The following is a 21,556-nucleotide window of genomic DNA, read 5'->3' on the forward strand; positions in this document are numbered from 1 at the left end:
AAAACCCCGAAATTTGCCAGTATTGACACTTTTTCGGGGTTATTTTATTGGTAATATATTGATTATTAAAAGATTACACTCATAAAGGGAAGCCTTGCTAAAACTTCTTTTACTGCTTCGAAGTTTGGAACATCGCCAGCACTTTCAAGTACTTCTGCGTATTGAACGGTTCCATTTCCGTCAATTACAAAAGCTGAACGTTTGGAAACGCCTTTCATGCCTAAAACAAAGTTTTCATAAATACTCTCGTAAGCTGTTGATACTTCTTTGTTGAAATCAGAAAGTAAATCGAAAGGAAGACTTTGTTCCGACTTAAATTTATCTAAAGTAAAAAGTGAATCAACAGAAATACCTATAATCTCGGCATTTAAGCTTGCATAAGTAGTAATATTATCTCTCATTTCACACAATTCAGCAGTACAAACACTTGTAAATGCCAAAGGAAAAAATAGAATAACAACGTTTTTGCCTTTGTAATCTGAAAGACTAATTTCTTTTTTTTCGGTATTAAATAAAGTAAAATTCGGAGCTAATTCACCAATTTGTAAAGCCATTTTTATGTTTATTAAAATGTGAGTAAAATTATACAGTTACTTCTTCAATACCCAAGGCTTTTCCAGCTGTAGGAGTTACTTGAAATTCAACAGATGCTTTTTTGCTATCTTTGAAAGCTTCACGTGGTTTGATACTTAAAATTTGGAATAACTCTTGGTCATTTTTCACCGCTGGATTTGGCGTTGTCAACAACACGTCTCCTGAGAAAATAGAGTTAGCACCCGCCATAAAACAAAGTGTTTGTCCTTCGTAAGTCATATCTAAACGTCCCGCAGAAAGTCTTACCATTGATTTTGGCATTAAAATTCTTGCCGTAGCGATTGTTCTAACCATATCCCAAATAGAGGCTGGTTCTTGGTCGCCAAGTGGCGTACCTTTGATGGGTACAAGGTTATTGATAGGTACTGAATCTGGATGCTGAGGCATATTTGCTAAAGTTTTCAACATTCCGATACGGTCGCCATCAGATTCACCCAAACCAATAATTCCTCCCGAACAAACAGAAATTTTCGCTTTACGAACATTATCAATCGTATTCAAACGGTCAGCGAAAGTACGAGTAGAAATTACATCTTCGTAATGTTCTTCACTGGTATCAACGTTATGGTTGTATGCGTACAAGCCAGCATCTTTTAATTTTTCAGCCTGCGATTCCGTCAGCATTCCTAAAGTACAGCAAACTTCTAAACCCATAGAATTTACGCCTTGTACCATGCCTAATACTTTGTCAAAATCTTTGTTATCACGTACTTCACGCCAAGCGGCACCCATACAAAAACGTGAACTTCCTGCATCTTTTGCTCTTTGTGCTGCTGATAATACTTCGTCAAGTTCCATTAATTTTTGAACTTTTACGTCAGTATGATAGCGAGCAGCCTGTGAACAATAAGAACAATCTTCTGGACAGCCACCTGTTTTGATTGAAAGTAAAGTACTGATTTGTACCTCTTGTGGGTCATTGAATTGGCGATGTACAGTGGCTGCACGATACACTAAATCCATGAATGGGAGGTTATAAATTTCTTCGATTTCTTCTCTAGTCCAATTATTTTTTATCATGGTATCATCTTGGCGATTTTTATTCGCTTTATGTTAATTAATCAAAATTAAACATGGATTTCGGGTTTGACAAATTGAGAAGCCTTTTTGTGTTTTGAAATTTGTCGAAAAATTGGATTTTTTGCGGATTTCATTTGATGACTACTTTGTAGATTATTTTTTTAACATTTTTTTTAAAGAAATAATTAATATACCAAAACTGAAAATAATTAGATTTTTATTCTTTTAAATGGTTTTTCTTTAGAATTATATGCTATAATGAGTTATTTTTTGAATTTTTTTAGAATTTAATTCTAAGGACTCAAATTTTCGAAATTTGTTTTTTCTTCATTCAAATGCTATTTTTGGTTAAGAATCCTTCAAAAAACAAGAATCATGAGTCAGAAAATTTTAATATTCGATACAACCCTTCGTGATGGCGAACAAGTGCCAGGTTGTCAATTAAATACCGAAGAAAAATTGCAAGTTGCTGAACAACTGGAATTACTTGGGGTGGATATTATCGAAGCTGGTTTTCCGATTTCTTCTCCTGGCGATTTCCGTTCGGTTGAAGAAATAGCTAAATTAGTTAAAAACGCTACTGTTTGTGGACTGACTCGTGCTAAAAAAGAAGACATTGATGCGGCTGCCGCAGCGTTGAAGCACGCAAAATATCCAAGAATTCACACAGGTATTGGTTCTTCTGATACGCACATTAAATATAAATTCAACTCTACTCGTGAAGAAATTCTTGAGAAAGGAGTTTGGGCGGTGAAATACGCAAAATCTTTTGTAGAAGATGTTGAATTTTTTGCTGAAGATGCTGGTCGTGCAGATTTAGTTTTCTTAGCACAATTAACAGAAGCGGTGATTGATGCAGGTGCAACTGTAGTGAATTTACCAGATACAACTGGTTATTTGTTACCTCAACAAATGTTCCAACGTATCAATTACTTGTTTGAAAACGTTCCGAATATTCATAAAGCAGTCATTTCAATGCACAATCACAACGATTTGGGCTTGGCAACTGCTAATACGATTGCAGGTATTCAAGCTGGTGCAAGACAAGTTGAAGTAACTATCAACGGAATTGGTGAACGTGCTGGAAATACTTCTTTGGAAGAAGTTGCGATGATTTTGAATACACATAAAGATTTAGGTTACCATACAGGAATCAATTCTAAACATTTGTATCCATTCTCGCAATTTGTTTCTAATTTGATGGGAATGCCAGTGCAAGCAAACAAAGCAATTGTTGGTGCCAATGCTTTTGCACACTCTTCAGGCATTCACCAAGATGGTTTCTTGAAGCATACTCAGAATTATGAAATCATGAATCCAGAAGATGTTGGCGTACCATCATCAGCGATTGTATTGACTTCTCGTTCTGGACGTGCTGCCTTGCGTCACCGTTTGCAATTATTAGGTTTTGAATTTGAAAAACCAGATTTAGATAAACTTTATACTCGTTTCTTGTTAATGGCTGATGCTCGTAAACAATTGAACGATGAAGATTTGAAAGAATTGGTTGGATAATATATTCGTAAATCATGTAAAAAAGGCTTCCTTGAATATCAGGGAAGCCTTTTCTATTTTACTTTTTCAAATGATTAAGATTTTGTGGATAAATACTTAATTCCATCCAAAAGTCTATCCAAATCTTGTAAACTTGTATAAACGTGTGGAGTAACTCTTACGCCATCTAATTTTTCCCACTTTACAGGCGAAGTATGAATTTTATATTTTGCGAATAACTCTGCTTCAACTTTCCCAGCTTCCATGCCTTCGATGCTAAAATGTGCTAAAGCACCCGAATATTCAGGTTTGATAGGCGTATTGAGTTTTACTTTTGGTATTTTACTTGCCTCTTTTGCCCAATAATTTTTCAAGAAATGTAAACGGGCTTCTTTTCTCGCATTACCAATAGCTAATTGAAAATTCAGTGCTTGTCCAATGGCTTGTTCAATCATGAATGGACGAGTACCAAGATTTTCGAATTTACGGATATTATCAGAATTGGGTTTGTCATTGGGAATCAGTGGAAAAATTTTACTGATTTTCTCCTTTTTCACCCAAAGCATTCCTGAACCGATTGGTGCCGAAAGCCATTTGTGTAAACTTGTTCCGAAGTAATCTCCGCCCAAATCAGGAATTTTATATTCAAGATGAGCAAATGAATGCGCTCCATCAATTACTACTTCAATGCCACGTTTATGGGCTTCATCAGCGATGCGTTTAGCTGGTAAAATTTGTCCATTCCAATTAACAATATGTGTAATATGAACAACTTTTGTACGAGGAGTCATTTGTTCTACATATTTCTGTACAATCAAATCGTTATCTTCTAGTGGTAAATCTATGTTCACATAATTGATTTTTAAACCTTCTCGAAGCTCTCTTTGTCGCCAAGCGTGAAGCATATTTGGGTAGTCATATTTACTCATAACGATTTCATCGCCACGGGTTAGAGGTAAACCCAAAATCACAGTATCCAATGCTTCCGTAGCATTGCGATTGATAGCGATTTCTTCGGGAGAAACACCAGAAAATTTAGCTAAGTTTTCTCGTAATGGTTCACGTCCTTGGTCAAGAATTCGCCACATAAAATAGCTTGGGGCTTCATTGGCGAATTTACTGTATCGTTCCACTGCATTTTGAACAACTGTTGGTGCTGGACTGACACCGCCATTATTCAAATTGATAATTTGTGGAGAAACGGTATAAGCTTGTTGAATTTGATACCAATAGTCTTCATCGGAAGCCATAAGTAGTGCAGATTTTTCTGGGGAGAAACTACTAATTGATTGTAAGTCGTTGGATGATAAACCTTTAAATGTTGGAAGTAAGGAAGCACCAGCAAGCGCAGAGATTTGATTGATGAAATGTCGTCTTGTTGTCATATTTAGTTTGTTTTACATAAATATACAAAAGAATCGCTTACGAAACGACGTGAAAGTACACAAAAAAGCCAGTCAAAACATTCCTGACTGGCTTTTTCATAAACCCTAAACCAAACTATTATAATGACTATTTTTTGTCTTTTTTAACTTCTTTTTTGTTAACCAATTCACCGTCTTTCAATTTTTTTGAAACGGTTAAATATGGGCCAGAAATAATGGTTTCGCCATCTGTTAAACCTGAAAGGATTTCAATATTTTCAAAATCAGAGATACCAGTTTTTACTTCTTTCATTTTTGCTTTGTTGTCTTTCCCTAACACAAAAACTACTTCTTTTATTTTCTCTTTTTTGATTACTTTTTCTTCTTCTTTGGTTTCTTCAGGAGCACCTTCTTTTTTCTCATCGCCTTCTTTAGCATTCGGGTCACGAGTGGTTACAGAAGCCAATGGAACTGATAAAACACCATTTTTACGGTCGGTGATAATTTCTACAGATGCCGTCATTCCTGGTTTTAATGGATAAGAATGTTTGCCTACAATTAAATCTTCGTAAGATTTACGCAACACTCTAATTTTTACTTCAAATTCTGTTACTGCATCGGCCGAAACTGTTGTAGCAGAAGTTCCTAAACCATTTGCCGAACTCGCAATTTCATAAACTACTCCTTTGAATTTTCTGCCAGAAGCACTGTAAGAATCTACGTCGATAATAACGGTATCATTCATTGAAACACGAGTAATATCGTTTTCGTTCACATTAACACGAACTTCCATTTTATTTAAATTAGCAATTCTAAGTAATTCAGTACCAGCCATTTGAGATGTACCAACTACACGTTCGCCCAATTCAACATTCAATTTTGAAATCGTTCCACTTTGTGGGGCATAAATGGTCGTTTTTGTTAAGTTAGCTCTTGCTTCTTTCAAAGCTGCTTCTGAACTTTTCACGTTAAAAGATGCTGCTAGAACACTTGCTTTGGTCGATTCTACATCTTGTTTTGCAACCAAGTATTGTGAATTGAATTGGTCAAAATCTGCATCAGAAATTACTTTATCATCGTGTAATTTTTTGTTACGATCATAATCAATTTTAGCTTTCAACAAACGTGACTCTGCTTGAGATTGCATTGCTTTTGATTGCTCAACTGATGCTTTTGATGAATTTACTTGTGCTTCTGCCCGAGCCAATAAAGATTCATAGTTATCAGGACGAATTTTCAAAAGTAACTGACCAGCTATTACAGAGTCACCTTCGCTTACGTACAATCCTACAATTTCTCCTGAAACATCTGGCGAAAGTTTTACTTCAATTTCAGGTTGAATTTTTCCTGAAGCTGATACTCTTTCGATAATATCTGCTTTTTTAGCTTTGGTGAATTCTACTTCTGTTGATGGTTCTTTGCCAATCAGACCTTGTTGTTTTGCTACAAATAATGCAATGCCCAATGCCACGATGATTCCACCTAATATCCACCAGATTTTATTTGAAGATTTCTTTGCCATAATGTTGGTTAAATTGTGTGACTGTTAGTGAGAGAATAAAATCACTTCATCACAAGTTAAAAGGTAAGTGGTTTATTTTGATAATAATCTAAGATTTTTGTTCTGAAAATAAAGTCATATTTCGCCTGAATTTGGTTTCCACGAGCTTTATCAAGATTGGTTTTTTGTAAACTGTAGTTGACAAAATCAATAGCTCCTGCACCAAATCTGCTTTCAGCTGCTCTGAATGATTCTTCCAAAGCGGTTACTTGTATGGTAAGGGCGTCAAAACGTTTGGCGGCATTATTCATGTTTGTATAAGCCTGTTCGATGTTTTGACGTAAAGTTTGGCGAGCTTGAAGGGCGGACAAGTCGGCATTACTTTTTTGTATTTTAGCTTGTGCTACTCTGTTTTTATTTAAAAAGCGGCTAAAAATTGGAATGGTTGCGTTAAATCCGAAACCATAATTAGCGGTATTTTTTAACTGTTGAAAATAAGCTACTGTTCCATCTTCAACAAATTTTGTTTGTGTTACAACTAAGGGATAGTCAACGCCACTAACATTTACTGTTCCTAGGTTAGAGCTTGTTGTACCATCTTGACGATAAATTTTCTGAGCATTTGACTGGTTCGCTCCTAAGTTTGCTCCAGCAGAAATAGTTGGTAAAAAGCCTGCTCTCGCAATATCAATTCCTTTCATTGCACCTTGTATTCTTAAATCAGCAGCTTTGATAGTTGGTTGACTTTTTTCGGCAATTTCAAATATTTTACTTGCAGTTTCATCGTATCCTTGCGAAGTAGCAGGTACTGGTAATGAAACTCTTTCTACGGCTACGTCTGTAATATTTTTATCATTCAATAATTGAATTAATGAGAGTTTTGCTAAATCTAAAGTACTTTGGTTATTGATAACCGTTGTTTCTTCGGTTGCTAATTGTGCTTTTAAATCTAGTAAATTAGATTGTGGCAAAGAACCCGCCTGAACCAATTTATCTGTGCGTTGAATTTGTAATGCAGTAATTTGGGTTTGAGTCTGAGAAATAACAAGAATATCTTGCGCATTCAGAATATTAAGGTAAGCCAACACTACTTGCAAAGAAATGTTTTCTCTCATGGCTTGCAAGTCTAATTGAGTAGCCTTCAACAATAAATCATTTTGAAGAATTGTATTTCTTAACAAGAAACCATTGAAGATAGTAACATTCGCATTTACACTTAAACTATTGTAATTGATGTTCTTTTCAACGTAGGTGTTTGTGAATGGGTCAAGGCTTCGACCAAAATTGAAAGATTCATTAATCGAACCATTGGCAATAGGCAATCGATTATCTTTTGATTGTTTCAATTGTAAATCGCTCAACAATAGCTGGTTTTCACTTTGCTTGACTGAAATGTTGTTTTTCAAGGCAATATTTATGGCTTCTTGCAACGATAATTTGGATTCATTCTCGCTTGCTTGAATAGCGTTCTGAGCTTTTCCTTGAAAAGTCAATAAAGTAATGCCTGTTAGGATTAGTAATGAGAATTTCATAATTCTTATAATTTATAGTTCAATGTTACGAATGATTTTTGGGGCTTTAAAAATTTTTAGGATAAACGGCTATGATGCTATGATAAAAGGGAAATTGATAATATTCCATAGCATTTGCATCTAGTGTAGCTTATTCCTAAAATGTCCTGTTCTCAAAATCATCAAGTAATATGCCATCGTTTATAAATAATTGTTTTACAAGTGTTTATAAATGTTTGTAAACTAAAAAAGTGTCCGAAAACGAACACTTTTTATTAAAATCGAACGGTTGATTGTATTTTAGTCAAAGCTTTATTCAATAATCTGGTAAATCTGTTTTGCTTCTCTTCTCGAAACTGCATTAAAGTGCCACCACTCGTAATCAATGTGCATAAAACCAACGGCTTCCATGACGTTCCTCAACAAAATCCTATTGGCAACTTGTTGTTTGGTTAGTTTTTTTTTGGCTAAAAAATAATCTTCTTTTACAGGATAAGCCAATTCTCCGAAATAATCATATTTCGTTCCCATATCCAAAGCTTTTCCATCGGCAGTAGCAATGGTCAAATCTACAGCACTTCCATAGTTATGAATTGAGCCTTGGGCTGGATTTGCTACATATTTTGCCCGTTCTCTAGGCGGATATTGGCTGAGGGTGCTCCAAAGTACTTTTTGAATACTCAATGGGCGACCGCCATCATACACTAAAAGCCGATAATTTGGATGTTTTTTTTGGAGTAGCGTATTCGCTTTTTTTAACATTTCAGCAGGACGTTTCTGCATGAAACAATTGGTAATACAGCCATAAACGTCTTTCCCAACAAAATTATCAGTCGTTGAATATTTCAGTTCAACCAAAATAGAAGCATCAATTTCTCGGACATTGACTAATCCTTGTTGAAGCATTTTCTTTTCGTATTCACAAGTCGATGCCATTTGAGACTTTGCAGATTTCTTATTTTCTTCGTTTTCAACACTTTTATGCTTGGCTTCAAAACTTGAAGAAATCAGTGAAAAAAGTAAGAGGCTAAAAATATGTTTTCTCATATTGTTGATGTTCATTGAAGAATAAAATATAAATTTAAGGGTGAAATTCTTTGAATACTGTAAATAAAGCCATTTTTCGCTTTTGATACTGCTATTTTTAAATTCTAGAAACTCATTTTCAAATTGAGATTATCAACCCAATTAAAATATGGCCTTAAATTACCTCTGGATTGCCTTCTTTATTGTCGCTTTTGTCGTTGCACTCATCAAACTAATTTTTACGGGTGATACCGAAATTTTTAAATTAATCATTGATGGAATGTTTGATTCTTCCGAAGTAGCAGTGATGAAAATTGCTTTGCCTTTGGCTGGCGTGATGACTTTCTTCATGGGTTTGTTAAACATTGGCGAGCGTGCTGGAGCGATTAATTTTTTGGCCAGTTTGGTTGGTCCATTTTTCAATCGTTTATTTCCTGAAATTCCTAAAAATCACCCTGCTAATGGACAGATGATTATGAATTTCTCTGCCAATATGTTGGGTTTAGATAATGCTGCTACACCTTTTGGACTAAAAGCGATGCAGAGTTTACAAGAACTGAATCCGAGTAAAGACGTTGCCTCTAATGCACAAATTATGTTTATGGTTTTGCACAGTGCTGGCCCTGTGCTGATTCCCTTGAGTATTATGGCACAGCGTTCGATTTATGGGGCGGCTGATGCTTCGGATATTTTTATTCCTTGTCTGATTGCTACTTATGTGGCTACGGTTACGGGCTTACTTTTTGTAGCGATTCGACAGAAAATCAATTTGTTTGATAAAGTAATTATTTCATGGTTAGGTGGGATTTCCTTATTTATTGGCTTGGTACTTTGGTATTTTTCAAGTATTCCGAAAGAGCAAATTGAAGTAGTGTCAAAAGTAGCTTCCAACCTTATTTTATTTACGTTTATTATTTCATTTTTATTGGGAGCTGTACGCAAAAAAGTAGATGTTTTTAGTGCTTTTATAGAAGGAGCAAAAGGTGGCTTTGAGACTTCGGTGAAAATAATTCCTTATTTGGTGGCAATGTTGGTGGCGATTGGAGCTTTACGTAATTCTGGTGCTTTAACTTGGGTCGTAGATGGAATGAAGTTCGTTTTCTCTTTAACAGGAATGAATACTGATTTTACCGATGCTCTTCCAACGGCACTGATGCACCCTTTGAGTGGTGGAGGCTCAAGAGCGATGATGATTGATACCATGAAAACTTTCGGTGCAGATTCTTTTGCTGGACGTTTGTCATGTGTTTTTCAAGGCTCTTCTGATACGATTTTTTATGTTTTAGCTTTGTACTTTGGCTCAGTGAATATCAGAAATACTCGTTACACACTTTGGGCGGGTCTAACAGCCGATTTAGTGAGCGTTATTACTTCTATTTGGGTGAGCTATATTTTCTTTCATTAGGCTGTTGTTGGCTTTCAGAAGTCGGCTATCGGATGTTGGATTTAGGATTTCAGATTTCGGCAGTTTAAGGAAATCTGAAATCCTTTAGTCTTCAATCTTAAAGTCCTGAAGTCCAGATAGAAATCTTGTTTCTTGCGTCTAAAATCTTGAATCTAAAAATCCTAAAGTCTTCAAATCAATGAAAACAAAACTCTACTTCTACACAATTCTACATTTACGTCCGAAGCAAATATTTTATCAATTGTATTATCGGACAAAACGTTTTTTCAGAAAAATACTTCGTTTACAATACTCTAAAACGATAGAAGCGAAGAGTTTTAGGTTACATTTACAAGCTTCAATTTCTGCTAAAAGGACTTACTTTCCAACAGAAAATCGTTTCGTTTTTCTGAATCAATCCAAGTATTTTAAAGAAGACATCGACTGGAACGATGAAAAATCTTTTGGAAAATTATGGGCTTATCAGCTAAATTATTTTGATTTTCTGCATCAAAAAGACCTATCCAAAGAAGAAGGCTTGGCTTTGATAAATACTTTTATCAATACTTCAAACCTCAGCACAGGTTTAGAACCATATCCTATTTCTTTGAGAGGCATCAATTGGATAAAATTTTTGACTTATCATCAAATTCAAGAAACCCCAATAGATGCCGTTTTGATGGCTCATTATCGTATTTTAGGTAAGAATCTTGAGTACCATATTCTAGGAAATCACTTATTAGAAAATGCTTTTTCCTTACTTTTCGCCGCATATTATTTTAGAGATAAGTACTTTCTGAAAATCGCTACCAAGCTTTTGAAAGAAGAACTAAAAGAACAAATTTTAGCTGATGGCGGACATTTTGAATTATCGCCCATGTATCATCAAATCGTACTCTTTCGTTTACTCGACTGCTTGAATTTGGTGAAAAATAATCCTGATTTTGGCGAGTACTCTATCAATGAATTATTGAAAGGTTATGCTCAAAAAATGCTGGATTTTTTAGCGGTAATTACTTTTGAAAATGGCGATATTCCTTTGGTAAATGATTCCGCCCAAAATTTTGCACCCAATACTGCTAAACTTTTAGCGTATGCCAAAAGCTTGAATTTATCGCCAAAAACTACGAAAATTAAAGAAAGTGGCTATCGGAAATTTCAGAAAGCTACGTATGAATTGTTTGTTGATGTGGCTGAAATTTCTCCTAAGTACTTATCTGCACACGCTCATTCTGATACGCTCAATTTCATTCTGTACATTCGTGGAAAGCCTTTTATTGTGGACACTGGTACTTCAACTTATCAGTTTGCTGAAAGGCGACAGCAGGAACGCTCGACTGCGGCACATAATACCGTTCAAATTGGGAATTTTGAACAATCGGAAATTTGGAGTATTTTTAGAGTAGCGAGACGAGCGAAACCAAAGATTTTATCAGAATCAGAAAATCATATTTCGGCTTCGCACAACGGCTATCAGCGTTTGGGAATTGTTCATCAAAGAGATTTTTGGATAGAAGAACAACAAATTACCATTCGTGATAGAATATTTGGGAATGAGAATTTTCCAGCAAAAGCATTTTTACACTTTTATCCAAACATCGAAATTACGCTTACTGAAAATACAATTTCGACATATTTTGCCACGATTATATTTTCAGAAAACCTTGAAATTACGCTTGCAGAGTATTTATTAGCCGAAGAGTTTAATATACTCAAACCAGCCAAATTAGCGATTATACACTTTCAAAAAGAATTAACTACAACAATTAAATTCCATAAAGCTTATGAAAATCCTCGTCCTAAGTTTTAATTTTCAGCCAGATTTGTGTGCTGGTTCGTTCAGAAGTACTGCTTTGGTAAAAGCACTTCAAGTAAAAATTGCTTCAAGCGATTCGATTGAAGTACTCACTACAACGCCAAACCGCTATCACAGTTTCAGCAATCAAGCTCCAATTTTTGAGCAAAAGGATAATCTAATCATTCGCAGGATTCCTTTGCCAGCACATAAAAACAGTATTTTCGGACAAATTTTTGCCTTTACATTTTACGCAAAATCGGTGCTGAAATATACTAAAAAGTACGATTATGATTTGATTTACGCTTCTTCTTCTCGGCTTTTTACGGCTTTACTCGGAGCAATGATTGCTCGTAGAAAACCCACTTTACTTTTTCTTGACATCAGAGATATTTTTTCGGAAGCTGTTTTAGAAGCTTTTCAAAAACCTGTTTTTAAGTTTTTTATGAAAATATTTCTTGTACCAATCTTGAAAATGATTGAAAAATTTAGCGTTAATACTGCTCAACATCTCAATCTTGTTTCAGAAGCTTTTGCGGATAATTTTAAATACTTCAAGGGAAATATTAGTTTTTTTACCAACGGGATTGATGAAGTATTTTTGAAACATCATTTTGAGCATACTCCTCAAAATCAACCACAAATAATTACTTATGCAGGAAATATTGGCAATGGTCAAGGTTTGGAGAAAATCATTCCCGAAGCAGCGAAAGCTTTGGAAGGGAAGTACATTTTTAATGTTATCGGAGACGGAAATACCCAAAAATTGTTAGCTGAGAAGCTAAGTCTTCTGAATGTAAGAAATGTTAATTTGTTTAAACCCGTAAGTCAGGAAAAGTTGCTTGATTTTTATCAGAAAAGCGATTATTTATTTTTGCATCTGAACGATGCCAAAGCTTTTGAAAAAGTATTGCCATCAAAGATTTTTGAATACGGAGCAAGTAACAAAACCATTCTCGCAGGCGTAAATGGTTTTGCGAGAAATTTCATTGAAAAAAATGTAGCAAACGTTATTCTTTTCAAACCTTGCAATGTGGAAAATTTGCTTGAAAAATTAGAAAATCACCGTTTTTCAACTGTAAATCGAAGTGATTTTATCGAAAAATTTAGTCGAAAAACACTGATGGACGAAATGTCCAAAATCATTTTAGCAATGATTCATTCGCCTAACATTGAAAAAAATGTAGTATAAGCTTACCTTTATGTTTTAATTCAAAAAATCATTCATGCTGAAACAAGCATTGATGAAATCGAAGATAGCATTTTTTTAACATTGAAGCTCATTTTGGATATACAAGCAACGAAAATCGCAATTATTGGCCTTGGTTATGTAGGCTTACCTTTAGCAGTAGAATTTGGAAAAAAGTACCAAGTTTTGGGTTTCGATATTAACCAAACTCGTGTGAACGAGTTAAATGCTGGTCACGACCGCACGCATGAAGTAGCATCTTCGCAGTTGAAAGCTTCTGAAAAGCTTACTTTTTCGGCTTCCCCTGAGATGTTGAGTACTTGTAATGTGTTTATCGTGACGGTGCCAACGCCAATTGATAAATACAAAAAACCAGATTTAATTCCTTTGCTTTCGGCAAGTAAAACCGTTGGAAAGGTTTTGAAGAAAAACGACATCGTGATTTACGAATCTACGGTTTATCCGGGTTGTACGGAAGAAGATTGCGTGCCAGTTTTGGAAAGAGAGAGTGGGTTGAAATTCAATGAAGATTTTTTCTGTGGTTATTCGCCAGAGCGTATCAATCCGGGTGATAAAATCAATACTTTAACCAAAATCAGAAAAGTAACTTCTGGTTCAACAGAAGAAATTGCCGAGTTTGTTGACCAACTTTATGGCTCAATTATTGAAGCAGGAACTTACAAAGCTTCTTCGTTGAAAGTAGCCGAAGCCAGTAAAGCCATTGAAAATGCTCAACGTGATGTGAATATTTCGTTCGTCAATGAATTATCATTGATTTTCGATAAAATGGGCATTGATACTTCTGAAGTATTAGAAGCCGCTGGTACAAAATGGAATTTCTTGAAATTTAAACCAGGTTTGGTAGGTGGACACTGTATCGGCGTAGATCCTTATTATTTGTTGCATAAATCTGAAAGTTTGGGTTATTATCCACAAGTAATTCTTTCGGGAAGACGAGTAAATGATAATATGGGAATTTTTGTAGGCGGAAAACTCATTAAATTATTGATAAAAAAAGGACATAAAATCGAAGGAAGTAAAGTGTTGATTTTGGGAATTACTTTCAAAGAGAATTGTCCAGATATTCGTAACTCAAGAGTAATTGATGTCTATCAAGAATTAAAAGAATTCGGTGTACAAATTGACGTACATGACCCGTGGGCAGATAAAAAAGAAGTACACGAAGAGTATGGAATTTCACTATTGGATTCAATCACAGAAAAGTATGATGGAATTTTATTAGCGGTTTCGCATGATGAGTACAAAAACTTGGATTTAGAAGAATTGAAAAACCCAGATGCTGTCGTATATGATATTAAGTCTTTATGGGATAAGGAATTAGTGGATGCAAGACTATAAGCATCTATTTATGTTATAGTTTGATATTTGAAAGACATTTGAAAAGAGATAAGTGATTTGCTTGTCTCTTTTTTTATGCCTAGTTATTGAGTAGAAAAAAAAATATGGCTATACCTGAAATTCGTTTTTAATAATTTATTATTTTAGAGTAAAATATTTATGTTTTACAACCTAAATCTACCCTTAGTATGAGAAAGATTCTTATCACAGGAGGAGCGGGTTTTATACCAAGCTCTTTAGCCGACAGGCTTTTACAAGATGAACAAAATTTTATTATTGCTCTTGATAATTTTTCCACTGGGAATGAGCGAAATCTTCCCTCAAAACCGCCTTCCAATTACCAATTTCTGAAGTGTGATGTAAATGACTATGGAAGTCTTTCAGAAATAATGAATCAATTTGATTTCGATTATATTTTCCATTATGCTGCCATTGTTGGCGTTCAAAGAACGCTTGACAATCCTTCGAGTGTTTTGGGTGATATTCAGGGAATTCAGAATATTTTGAGTTTAGCGAGAGATAAAAATGTAAAGCGTATTTTTTTTGCCTCTTCTTCTGAAGTATATGGGGAATCCAAAGAGTATCCCCAACATGAAGAATTAACGCCTTTGAATGGAAAACTGCCTTATGCGGCGGTCAAAAAAGTTGGAGAAACTATCATTGACTCTTTCAAATTCACTTTTGATTTAGATTACACCATTTTTAGATTTTTCAATACTTATGGTGCAAAGCAAAATCATGATTTTGTGGTTTCAAGATTTTTGGATTTAGCCTTAAAAAATGAACCGATTACTATTTACGGAGATGGTTCACAAACTCGCACCTTTTGTTATATCGACGATAATATTGAAGTAACACTAAAGATTTTAGATGAGAATTTGGCAGTAAATCAAGTGCTAAATCTTGGTTCAGATATTGAAATCAGTATTCTATCTCTTGCTGAAAAAATTATCGAACTAACAGGTTCTAGTTCTTCTATCGTGCATCTACCTGCACTTGAAAAAGGCGATATGGCAAGGAGAAAACCTGTAAATGATAAAATGAAACAAATTTTAGGAAGAGAGTTAATCTCTTTAGATGAAGGTCTCAAACGTATTATCAGTATTTACCTCTAAAAATTACCTCTATGAACACAAGTAATAAACCATTAATTATTCTAGGTGCATTTTGTTGTATTTTTTCATTTGTATTGAATGGCACTTTGCTGAAGTATCTGAAAATCCAAACGCCAAAAAAAGCTAATTCACAGATAAGATGGAGTATTTCCAAGCAACCAACACTCGGTGGGATTTCGTTTTACCTCTCGTTTTTAATAATGTTCTTTTATACATCACAGCCTTCTTATTCACTTCTCTTGCCGTTAACGCTTGCTTTTGGAATTGGTTTAATTGATGATTACTTTGTTCTTTCTCCTTTTTTTAAATTGTTAGGTCAACTTTTAATAGCTTTACTGATTGTCAAAGAACACTGTATTTATTTGGTCGATAATAATGTTGTGAATACTGTTTTTACTTTTTTCTGGATAATTGGTTTGATGAACGCCATTAATATGCTTGATAATATGGATGGTATTTTGGCTTCAACGGTTTTAATAATATTGTTGGTTGCTTTAATCATACGACCCGAAGCATCGAGTCTCGAACTTAATTTTTACATAGTTTATATTGTAGGAGCATTGATTAGTTTTTTATACTTCAATTGGCAGCCTGCTAAAATGTACATGGGCGATTCGGGCAGTCAGTTTTTAGGAGCTTTTTTGGCTTGGATTAGTATTCAATACTTCTGGATTTTTAGAGATGAAAGTATTGAGGGTTTTCAAATTAAGCAGTTTTTAGTGCCAGTTTTAGCTTTTATTATTCCTATTATTGATACTTCTACAGTTATATATTTTCGTATAAAAAAAGGAATATCTCCGTTTATTGGGGGCAAAGACCATCTCACGCATCACTTAGTTTATGCTGGCTTTTCAGAAAGGCAAGCTGTGATACTTTTGAGTATAATTTCTCTATTTTCAGGAATGATTATCTTTTTTATTGAAGATATTGTCGGAACGAATCAATGGAGGAATGTGTGTTCGATAATTGTGGCAATTTATATCTTGTTGGTTTGGTTACTTTTGCAGATAATGTATGAAAAAGGAGAAGCAAAGAAAGTACTATCTTGATAATTTTAACTGACTGTAAACTAAAAGAGCTTGTTTTCATCAAGAAAACAAGCTCTTTTAGTTTATGCTGAGAAACTAAAGCACCGTGCGGATTTTTAATTCATCCATTTGTTTTTGGTCGATTGTTGAAGGTGAATCAATCATAATATCACGTCCTGAATTATTTTTCGGGAAGGCAATAAAATCACGGATTGAATCTGAACCTCCGAATAATGAACAAAGACGGTCGAAACCGAATGCCAAACCTCCATGTGGAGGAGCTCCGTATTCAAAAGCATCCATCAAGAAACCGAATTGGTGTTTTGCTTCTTCGTCCGAGAATCCAAGTACTTCAAACATTTTAGCTTGTAATTCTTTTTGGAAAATACGAATTGAACCACCACCAACTTCTACGCCGTTGATAACTAAGTCGTAAGCGTTTGCACGAATTTTTCCTAACTCTCCTGTTGCTAAATATTGTAAATCTTCTGGTTTCGGACTTGTGAATGGGTGGTGCATCGCAAACCAACGGTTTTCGTCTTCGCCGTACTCCAACAAAGGGAAGTCAACAACCCAATGTGCTGCATATTTTTTAGGGTCACGCAAACCTAAACGATTACCCATTTCAAGGCGTAATTCGTTCAATTGTTTACGTACTTTATCGCCTGTTCCCGGAAGAATCAGGATTAAATCTCCTTTTTCTGCTCCGAAGGCTTCTGCCCATTTCTTCAAATCTTCTTCTGAATAGAATTTATCTACTGAAGATTTTAAAGTACCGTCGGCATTGTAACGAAGGTAAATTAAACCTTTTGCACCAATTTGTGGACGTTTCACAAAATCCGTCAATTCGTCAACTTGCTTACGAGTATATTCTGCACAACCTTTTGCGTTGATACCCACAACTGTATCTACTGAATCGAAAACAACGAAGTCTTTACCAGAAGTTAAATCAACTTCTTCGCTTTTCAATTCTACAAACTTCATATCAAAACGAATATCTGGTTTGTCAGAACCGTAATATTTCATGGCGTGTGCGTAAGTCATACGTGATACTTCGCCCAATTCCATATTTTTTACGTTCAAGAATAAATGACGAATTAAACCTTCAAACATATTCAATACGTCTTCTTGTTCGATAAACGACATTTCGCAGTCAATCTGAGTAAATTCAGGCTGACGGTCGGCACGTAAATCTTCGTCACGGAAACATTTTACAATTTGATAGTAACGGTCGAAACCCGAAACCATCAATAATTGCTTGAATGTTTGTGGAGATTGCGGTAAAGCGTAAAATTCGCCTGGATTCATTCTTGAAGGCACAACAAAATCTCTTGCTCCTTCTGGTGTCGATTTAATCAACACTGGCGTTTCTACTTCTATAAAATCTTGTCTGTCGAGATAATCTCTTGTAAAACGAGCTACTTGATGACGCAACTGTAAGTTGGCTCTTACAGGATTACGACGTAAGTCTAAGTAACGATACTTCATACGAATATCATCGCCACCATCGGTGTCGTCTTCAATTAAGAACGGAGGTAATTTTGCTGGATTCAGTACTTCCAAAGAAGTAACTTTTATTTCAACATCTCCAGTAGGAATTTTATCATTTTTAGAAAGACGTTCTACGACTAATCCAGTAGCCGAAATAACAAACTCACGACCGAAAGTACGAGCTAAATCCAACACTTCTTTAGGCGTTTTGCCTTCTTCAAGCATCAACTGCGAAATTCCGTAGCGGTCACGGAGATCAATCCAAATCATGCCGCCTTTGTCACGTGTTTTTTGTACCCATCCGCAGAGGGTAACGGTTTGGTTTACATTAGTAAGGCGGAGTTCGCCATTATTGTGTGTTCTGAGCATAAAGAATTATATCCTGCCACAGGCTTTTGTTGCGAAAATCAATAGGAATTTTCCAATTCCAGAAAGGCAGAAACTTGTGGTAAGTTTTTATTTTTTGCAAAATTACAGAAATTAGACGTTTTGAAAACTATTTGACTGGTTTAAAGATTGCTAATTATGTGAGATTGATAAAATTTTGAAGAATTAAAAGTTTTTAAAATCCACGATTTGGAAAATCGTGGTACAGATTTATGAAAAAAGTAGCAATCATCGGTGCAGGTATTGGGGGAATTTCAACAGCCATTCGCTTGGCACATAAAGGCTTTGAAGTATCAGTTTTTGAGGCAAATTCTTACGCTGGAGGTAAATTAAGCAGTTTTGACTTAAACGGTTATCGCTTTGATGCTGGGCCTTCGCTGTTTACTTTGCCCAATTTAGTAGAAGAACTTTTTGAATTAGTGGGCAAAAATCCAAAGGAATATTTCGAGTACACAAAGTTGCCAGATATTTGTCATTATTTTTGGGAAGATGCAACAAAACTCACCGCTTGGGCTGAAAATGAACGCTTTGCCAAAGAAGTAGAAGACGTTACGGGCGAGCCAGCCCAGAAAATCCTTGACTTTCTGAAAGACAGTGCTTTTAAATATGAAGTACTCGACGGACTATTTTTACAAGATTCTTTGCATAAATTTTCTACTTGGACATCCGCCAAAGCCCTAAAAGGATATTTGAATTTACCCAAACTTGGTATTTTCGGAACGATGAACGATGCCAACGAAAAGCTATTTAAAAACCCAAAAATCGTTCAACTCTTCAATCGTTACGCTACTTATAATGGTTCAGACCCTTACCAAACGCCTGCTACTTTGAATATTATTCCGCATTTGGAGTATAATATCGGTGCATTTTTCCCGAAAAAAGGCATGGTTTCTATTACTAATTCTTTAGTGAAATTGGCGGAAGATTTGGGCGTACAATTTCTCTATGAAAGTAAAGTAGAAGAAATTTTGGTAGAAAAAGACAAAGTTTCGGGCATTCGTTACAGCAATATTTCGGAGAAAAATATCAGCAAAGCATTTGATGTGGTAGTTTCTAACATGGACGTAACGCCTACTTATCGGAAATTGATGCCCAATCAAAAACATCCAGACCGTTTGCTGAATCAACCTAAAAGTAGTTCGGGCGTAATTTTTTATTGGGGAATCAAAAAGCAATTTGCCGAATTGGGCTTGCATAATATTTTCTTTAGTGATGATTATCAGCAAGAATTTAACACGATGTTTCAAGAAAAAACCATCAGCCAAGACCCAACAGTATATATCAACATTACTTCAAAACTAAAACCAGATGATGCACCCGAAGGCTGCGAAAACTGGTTTGTACTCATCAACGCACCAGCGAACGAAGGACAAAATTGGGATAAAATCATTGCGGATACTCGCCAAAATGTGATTCAAAAAGTATCAAGAATTTTAGGAGAAAATATTGCAGATTTGATAGAATGTGAAGAAATCCTCGACCCACGCACGATTGAATCAAAAACTTCATCGGCACAAGGAGCTTTGTATGGCAATTCGTCGAATAATCGTTATGCCGCCTTTTTGCGTCATGCCAATTTCTCATCTAAAATTAAAAACTTATACTTCGTAGGCGGAAGCGTACATCCGGGCGGAGGAATCCCTTTGGCAATTTCTTCGGCAAAAATTGCAGCGAAGTATATTGAGGCTTAAATAATAAAACGAAACCTTAGGGGTTTTGAGGCTGTGGCTTGTCTAGCTAAAAACTAAATATTACAAACATGAAGCAACTAATCGCTCTACTGATTTTAGTGAATACTTTGGGGAAAATTTCGGCTCAAAATGTATTTACAAAAGTACCGACTTTACCACATACGCATGAAGTAGATATTTTTTTCTTGCATGAATTGCCCATTAAAGAGCCGTATTTCAAAACCCAAATGATTGAAACCGATGGTAACGATTATAATGATGCCATCGTTCAAGTGAAGCAAAAGGCTCAGTTGGTTGGTGCAGATGCAGTAATTATTATGAATTACGACAGAGGACATTTGATAGGAATAGGAGCGAAGTATAAGAAAAATATGACTACTTTGGATTCTACAGTGGCTTTTTTAAAGACTATCCGTATCATTCCAATCAACAATAATAAAGGTAGTGGCGATGTACAATTTGACATTGATGGTACTTTAAAACCCGATCAAAGTAGAGAATTGGTTACTTATTTTGAAGACAATATCTTGAATTACGATTTTGATTTTTTGATACAAGATAAATCATCTCGTTGGCAAGAAAGTCCAGATATTTATAACCGTATTGAAAGACGCAAATTAAAGAATACCAATGGAGTAACAGTTAAAAAAATATTACTCAGCTATGCGACTGATTCGGATAAAATTCCACAGTTTTTAGAAGTAGATGATGTTAATAAAAGTTCAGCTTCGTCTTCGATGTGGCATACTGAAAAGCTTTTCCCCATTTATAACAATACAGGAAAATTGACTGAACTTAAAGTATATTGGAAAAATGCTTTGGTGCGTCGCCAACAATTATTTTATGATGCCAAAAACCGTTTAATCATGTCAGATTGGGTAAAATTTGAAAACCAAAAGCCCATTCCTTTCCTCAGAGTAGAGTATGAATATTATAAAAATGCGGATTTGAAATTGTAATCTTGCTTACTTTCGTAAAGTTTTAGAACTTTGTCCTATTAAATTTAAAAATTTTACGAATTACATACAAAGATGCTTCAAAGAATTCAGACCTTATTATTAGCTGTTGTAGCAGTGGCAATGGCAGCAGTAACAGCTTCTTTACCTATTTGGGAAAAAAGTAGTGCTAGTTTAAACGAAAAAGTACGTCTTACCGCTTTTAATCTTGAACATTTAAAAGGGGAGGCAACAGTAAGTAACAATAGTACGGCTGTTATTGGTATTTTAGCCATTATTGTTGTTTGTATTGCGATATTTTCAATTACACAATACAAAAAAAGAGTTTTACAGATGACTTTAGGGTTAATCAACTCAGTATTGATTGCCATAAGTTTAGGGATTATTTTTTACCAAGTTTTTAAAGTGGGTGTACCGATGTTTGAACCAGAAGTACAAGGGAATTATGGTGCAGGTTTTATCGCTGCGGTGGTAGCAATGTTAGCCAATATGATTGCCAACCGTTTTATCCGTAGAGATGAAATGTTGGTGAAATCTTCTGATAGAATGAGATAGATTTTTTAATAAATTAGCAAAAAGGCTTACAAAAGATTCATTCTTTTGAAAGCCTTTTTGCTTTCTGGACTTCTACTTAATGCGTTGAAGTATTTG

General features: G+C 35.2%; 17 protein-coding genes. 10 read left to right on the forward strand and 7 right to left on the reverse strand.

What is annotated here, in order from left to right:
- Nucleotides 1-65: 65 nt before the first annotated feature.
- Both HNP25_RS18630 and bioB read right to left on the reverse strand, forming a co-directional pair.
- Nucleotides 66-554 carry a redoxin domain-containing protein gene (locus tag HNP25_RS18630; protein ID WP_184136711.1) on the reverse strand — a complete coding sequence of 163 codons (489 nt, stop codon included), beginning with the start codon at nucleotides 552-554 and terminating at the stop codon, nucleotides 66-68.
- A gap of 28 nt (nucleotides 555-582) precedes the next feature.
- Nucleotides 583-1,614 (reverse strand): biotin synthase BioB, encoded by a 1,032-nt coding sequence (gene bioB / locus HNP25_RS18635; RefSeq protein WP_184136714.1) that lies wholly within the window; start codon nucleotides 1,612-1,614, stop codon nucleotides 583-585.
- Between the two features lie 375 nt (nucleotides 1,615-1,989).
- On the opposite strand from bioB, the gene HNP25_RS18640 reads away from it, so the two are divergent.
- On the forward strand, nucleotides 1,990-3,129 hold the full coding sequence (locus tag HNP25_RS18640) for a 2-isopropylmalate synthase (RefSeq protein WP_184136716.1): 1,140 nt from the start codon (nucleotides 1,990-1,992) through the stop codon (nucleotides 3,127-3,129).
- Between the two features lie 74 nt (nucleotides 3,130-3,203).
- Here the strand turns inward: HNP25_RS18640 and HNP25_RS18645 are convergent, their stop codons facing one another.
- The 4 genes from HNP25_RS18645 to HNP25_RS18660 form a co-directional block, all read right to left on the reverse strand.
- Nucleotides 3,204-4,493, reverse strand: coding sequence for an aminotransferase class V-fold PLP-dependent enzyme (locus tag HNP25_RS18645; protein ID WP_184136718.1), 1,290 nt, complete (start codon nucleotides 4,491-4,493; stop codon nucleotides 3,204-3,206).
- 127 nt (nucleotides 4,494-4,620) lie between these two features.
- Nucleotides 4,621-5,994 (reverse strand): efflux RND transporter periplasmic adaptor subunit, encoded by a 1,374-nt coding sequence (locus HNP25_RS18650; RefSeq protein WP_184136720.1) that lies wholly within the window; start codon nucleotides 5,992-5,994, stop codon nucleotides 4,621-4,623.
- Between the two features lie 56 nt (nucleotides 5,995-6,050).
- Entirely contained in the window at nucleotides 6,051-7,505 is a 1,455-nt protein-coding gene (locus HNP25_RS18655; RefSeq protein WP_184136722.1) for a TolC family protein, read from the reverse strand.
- Between the two features lie 291 nt (nucleotides 7,506-7,796).
- The gene (locus tag HNP25_RS18660) at nucleotides 7,797-8,531 is read right to left on the reverse strand and encodes a M15 family metallopeptidase (protein ID WP_229202908.1); all 735 of its coding nucleotides are present in this window, start codon (nucleotides 8,529-8,531) and stop codon (nucleotides 7,797-7,799) included.
- Between the two features lie 148 nt (nucleotides 8,532-8,679).
- On the opposite strand from HNP25_RS18660, the gene HNP25_RS18665 reads away from it, so the two are divergent.
- The 6 genes from HNP25_RS18665 (at nucleotide 8,680) to HNP25_RS18690 (ending at nucleotide 16,401) form a co-directional block, all read left to right on the forward strand.
- Entirely contained in the window at nucleotides 8,680-9,915 is a 1,236-nt protein-coding gene (locus HNP25_RS18665; protein ID WP_184136724.1) for a nucleoside recognition domain-containing protein, read from the forward strand.
- A gap of 178 nt (nucleotides 9,916-10,093) precedes the next feature.
- Complete coding sequence (locus tag HNP25_RS18670) at nucleotides 10,094-11,704, forward strand: alginate lyase family protein (protein WP_184136726.1); 1,611 nt, start codon at nucleotides 10,094-10,096, stop codon at nucleotides 11,702-11,704.
- Entirely contained in the window at nucleotides 11,679-12,881 is a 1,203-nt protein-coding gene (locus tag HNP25_RS18675; RefSeq protein WP_184136728.1) for a glycosyltransferase family 4 protein, read from the forward strand. Before HNP25_RS18670 ends, HNP25_RS18675 begins: the two co-directional genes overlap by 26 nt.
- 90 nt (nucleotides 12,882-12,971) lie before the next feature.
- Entirely contained in the window at nucleotides 12,972-14,237 is a 1,266-nt protein-coding gene (locus tag HNP25_RS18680; RefSeq protein ID WP_310587185.1) for a nucleotide sugar dehydrogenase, read from the forward strand.
- A 188-nt stretch (nucleotides 14,238-14,425) separates the two neighbouring features.
- Nucleotides 14,426-15,352, forward strand: a complete 927-nt coding sequence (locus HNP25_RS18685) for an NAD-dependent epimerase/dehydratase family protein (protein WP_184136730.1) — start codon at nucleotides 14,426-14,428, stop codon at nucleotides 15,350-15,352.
- A gap of 11 nt (nucleotides 15,353-15,363) precedes the next feature.
- Nucleotides 15,364-16,401, forward strand: coding sequence for a glycosyltransferase family 4 protein (locus HNP25_RS18690; protein ID WP_184136732.1), 1,038 nt, complete (start codon nucleotides 15,364-15,366; stop codon nucleotides 16,399-16,401).
- Nucleotides 16,402-16,476: 75 nt separating this feature from the next.
- Here the strand turns inward: HNP25_RS18690 and aspS are convergent, their stop codons facing one another.
- Nucleotides 16,477-18,240 (reverse strand): aspartate--tRNA ligase, encoded by a 1,764-nt coding sequence (gene aspS, locus HNP25_RS18695; protein ID WP_184136734.1) that lies wholly within the window; start codon nucleotides 18,238-18,240, stop codon nucleotides 16,477-16,479.
- A 230-nt stretch (nucleotides 18,241-18,470) separates the two neighbouring features.
- On the opposite strand from aspS, the gene crtD reads away from it, so the two are divergent.
- The 3 genes from crtD (at nucleotide 18,471) to HNP25_RS18710 (ending at nucleotide 21,460) form a co-directional block, all read left to right on the forward strand.
- Nucleotides 18,471-19,949 (forward strand): 1-hydroxycarotenoid 3,4-desaturase CrtD, encoded by a 1,479-nt coding sequence (gene crtD, locus HNP25_RS18700; protein ID WP_184136736.1) that lies wholly within the window; start codon nucleotides 18,471-18,473, stop codon nucleotides 19,947-19,949.
- 68 nt (nucleotides 19,950-20,017) lie between these two features.
- Entirely contained in the window at nucleotides 20,018-20,908 is an 891-nt protein-coding gene (locus HNP25_RS18705; RefSeq protein WP_184136738.1) for a hypothetical protein, read from the forward strand.
- A gap of 72 nt (nucleotides 20,909-20,980) precedes the next feature.
- Nucleotides 20,981-21,460 (forward strand): DUF4293 domain-containing protein, encoded by a 480-nt coding sequence (locus tag HNP25_RS18710; RefSeq protein ID WP_184136740.1) that lies wholly within the window; start codon nucleotides 20,981-20,983, stop codon nucleotides 21,458-21,460.
- Nucleotides 21,461-21,556 lie beyond the last annotated feature (96 nt).

This window comes from Arcicella rosea (assembly GCF_014204325.1).
Taxonomy (GTDB): Bacteria; Bacteroidota; Bacteroidia; order Cytophagales; family Spirosomataceae; genus Arcicella; species Arcicella rosea_A.

Excerpts from the sequence above, each read along its gene's own strand:
- HNP25_RS18630 (WP_184136711.1), bottom strand. The coding sequence starts at position 554 with ATGGCTTTACAAATTGGTGAATTAGCTCCGAATTTTACTTTATTTAAT.
- bioB (WP_184136714.1), bottom strand. The coding sequence starts at position 1,614 with ATGATAAAAAATAATTGGACTAGAGAAGAAATCGAAGAAATTTATAAC.
- HNP25_RS18640 (WP_184136716.1), top strand. The coding sequence starts at position 1,990 with ATGAGTCAGAAAATTTTAATATTCGATACAACCCTTCGTGATGGCGAA.
- HNP25_RS18645 (WP_184136718.1), bottom strand. The coding sequence starts at position 4,493 with ATGACAACAAGACGACATTTCATCAATCAAATCTCTGCGCTTGCTGGT.
- HNP25_RS18650 (WP_184136720.1), bottom strand. The coding sequence starts at position 5,994 with ATGGCAAAGAAATCTTCAAATAAAATCTGGTGGATATTAGGTGGAATC.
- HNP25_RS18655 (WP_184136722.1), bottom strand. The coding sequence starts at position 7,505 with ATGAAATTCTCATTACTAATCCTAACAGGCATTACTTTATTGACTTTT.
- HNP25_RS18660 (WP_229202908.1), bottom strand. The coding sequence starts at position 8,531 with ATGAGAAAACATATTTTTAGCCTCTTACTTTTTTCACTGATTTCTTCA.
- HNP25_RS18665 (WP_184136724.1), top strand. The coding sequence starts at position 8,680 with ATGGCCTTAAATTACCTCTGGATTGCCTTCTTTATTGTCGCTTTTGTC.
- HNP25_RS18670 (WP_184136726.1), top strand. The coding sequence starts at position 10,094 with ATGAAAACAAAACTCTACTTCTACACAATTCTACATTTACGTCCGAAG.
- HNP25_RS18675 (WP_184136728.1), top strand. The coding sequence starts at position 11,679 with ATGAAAATCCTCGTCCTAAGTTTTAATTTTCAGCCAGATTTGTGTGCT.
- HNP25_RS18685 (WP_184136730.1), top strand. The coding sequence starts at position 14,426 with ATGAGAAAGATTCTTATCACAGGAGGAGCGGGTTTTATACCAAGCTCT.
- HNP25_RS18690 (WP_184136732.1), top strand. The coding sequence starts at position 15,364 with ATGAACACAAGTAATAAACCATTAATTATTCTAGGTGCATTTTGTTGT.
- aspS (WP_184136734.1), bottom strand. The coding sequence starts at position 18,240 with ATGCTCAGAACACACAATAATGGCGAACTCCGCCTTACTAATGTAAAC.
- crtD (WP_184136736.1), top strand. The coding sequence starts at position 18,471 with ATGAAAAAAGTAGCAATCATCGGTGCAGGTATTGGGGGAATTTCAACA.
- HNP25_RS18705 (WP_184136738.1), top strand. The coding sequence starts at position 20,018 with ATGAAGCAACTAATCGCTCTACTGATTTTAGTGAATACTTTGGGGAAA.
- HNP25_RS18710 (WP_184136740.1), top strand. The coding sequence starts at position 20,981 with ATGCTTCAAAGAATTCAGACCTTATTATTAGCTGTTGTAGCAGTGGCA.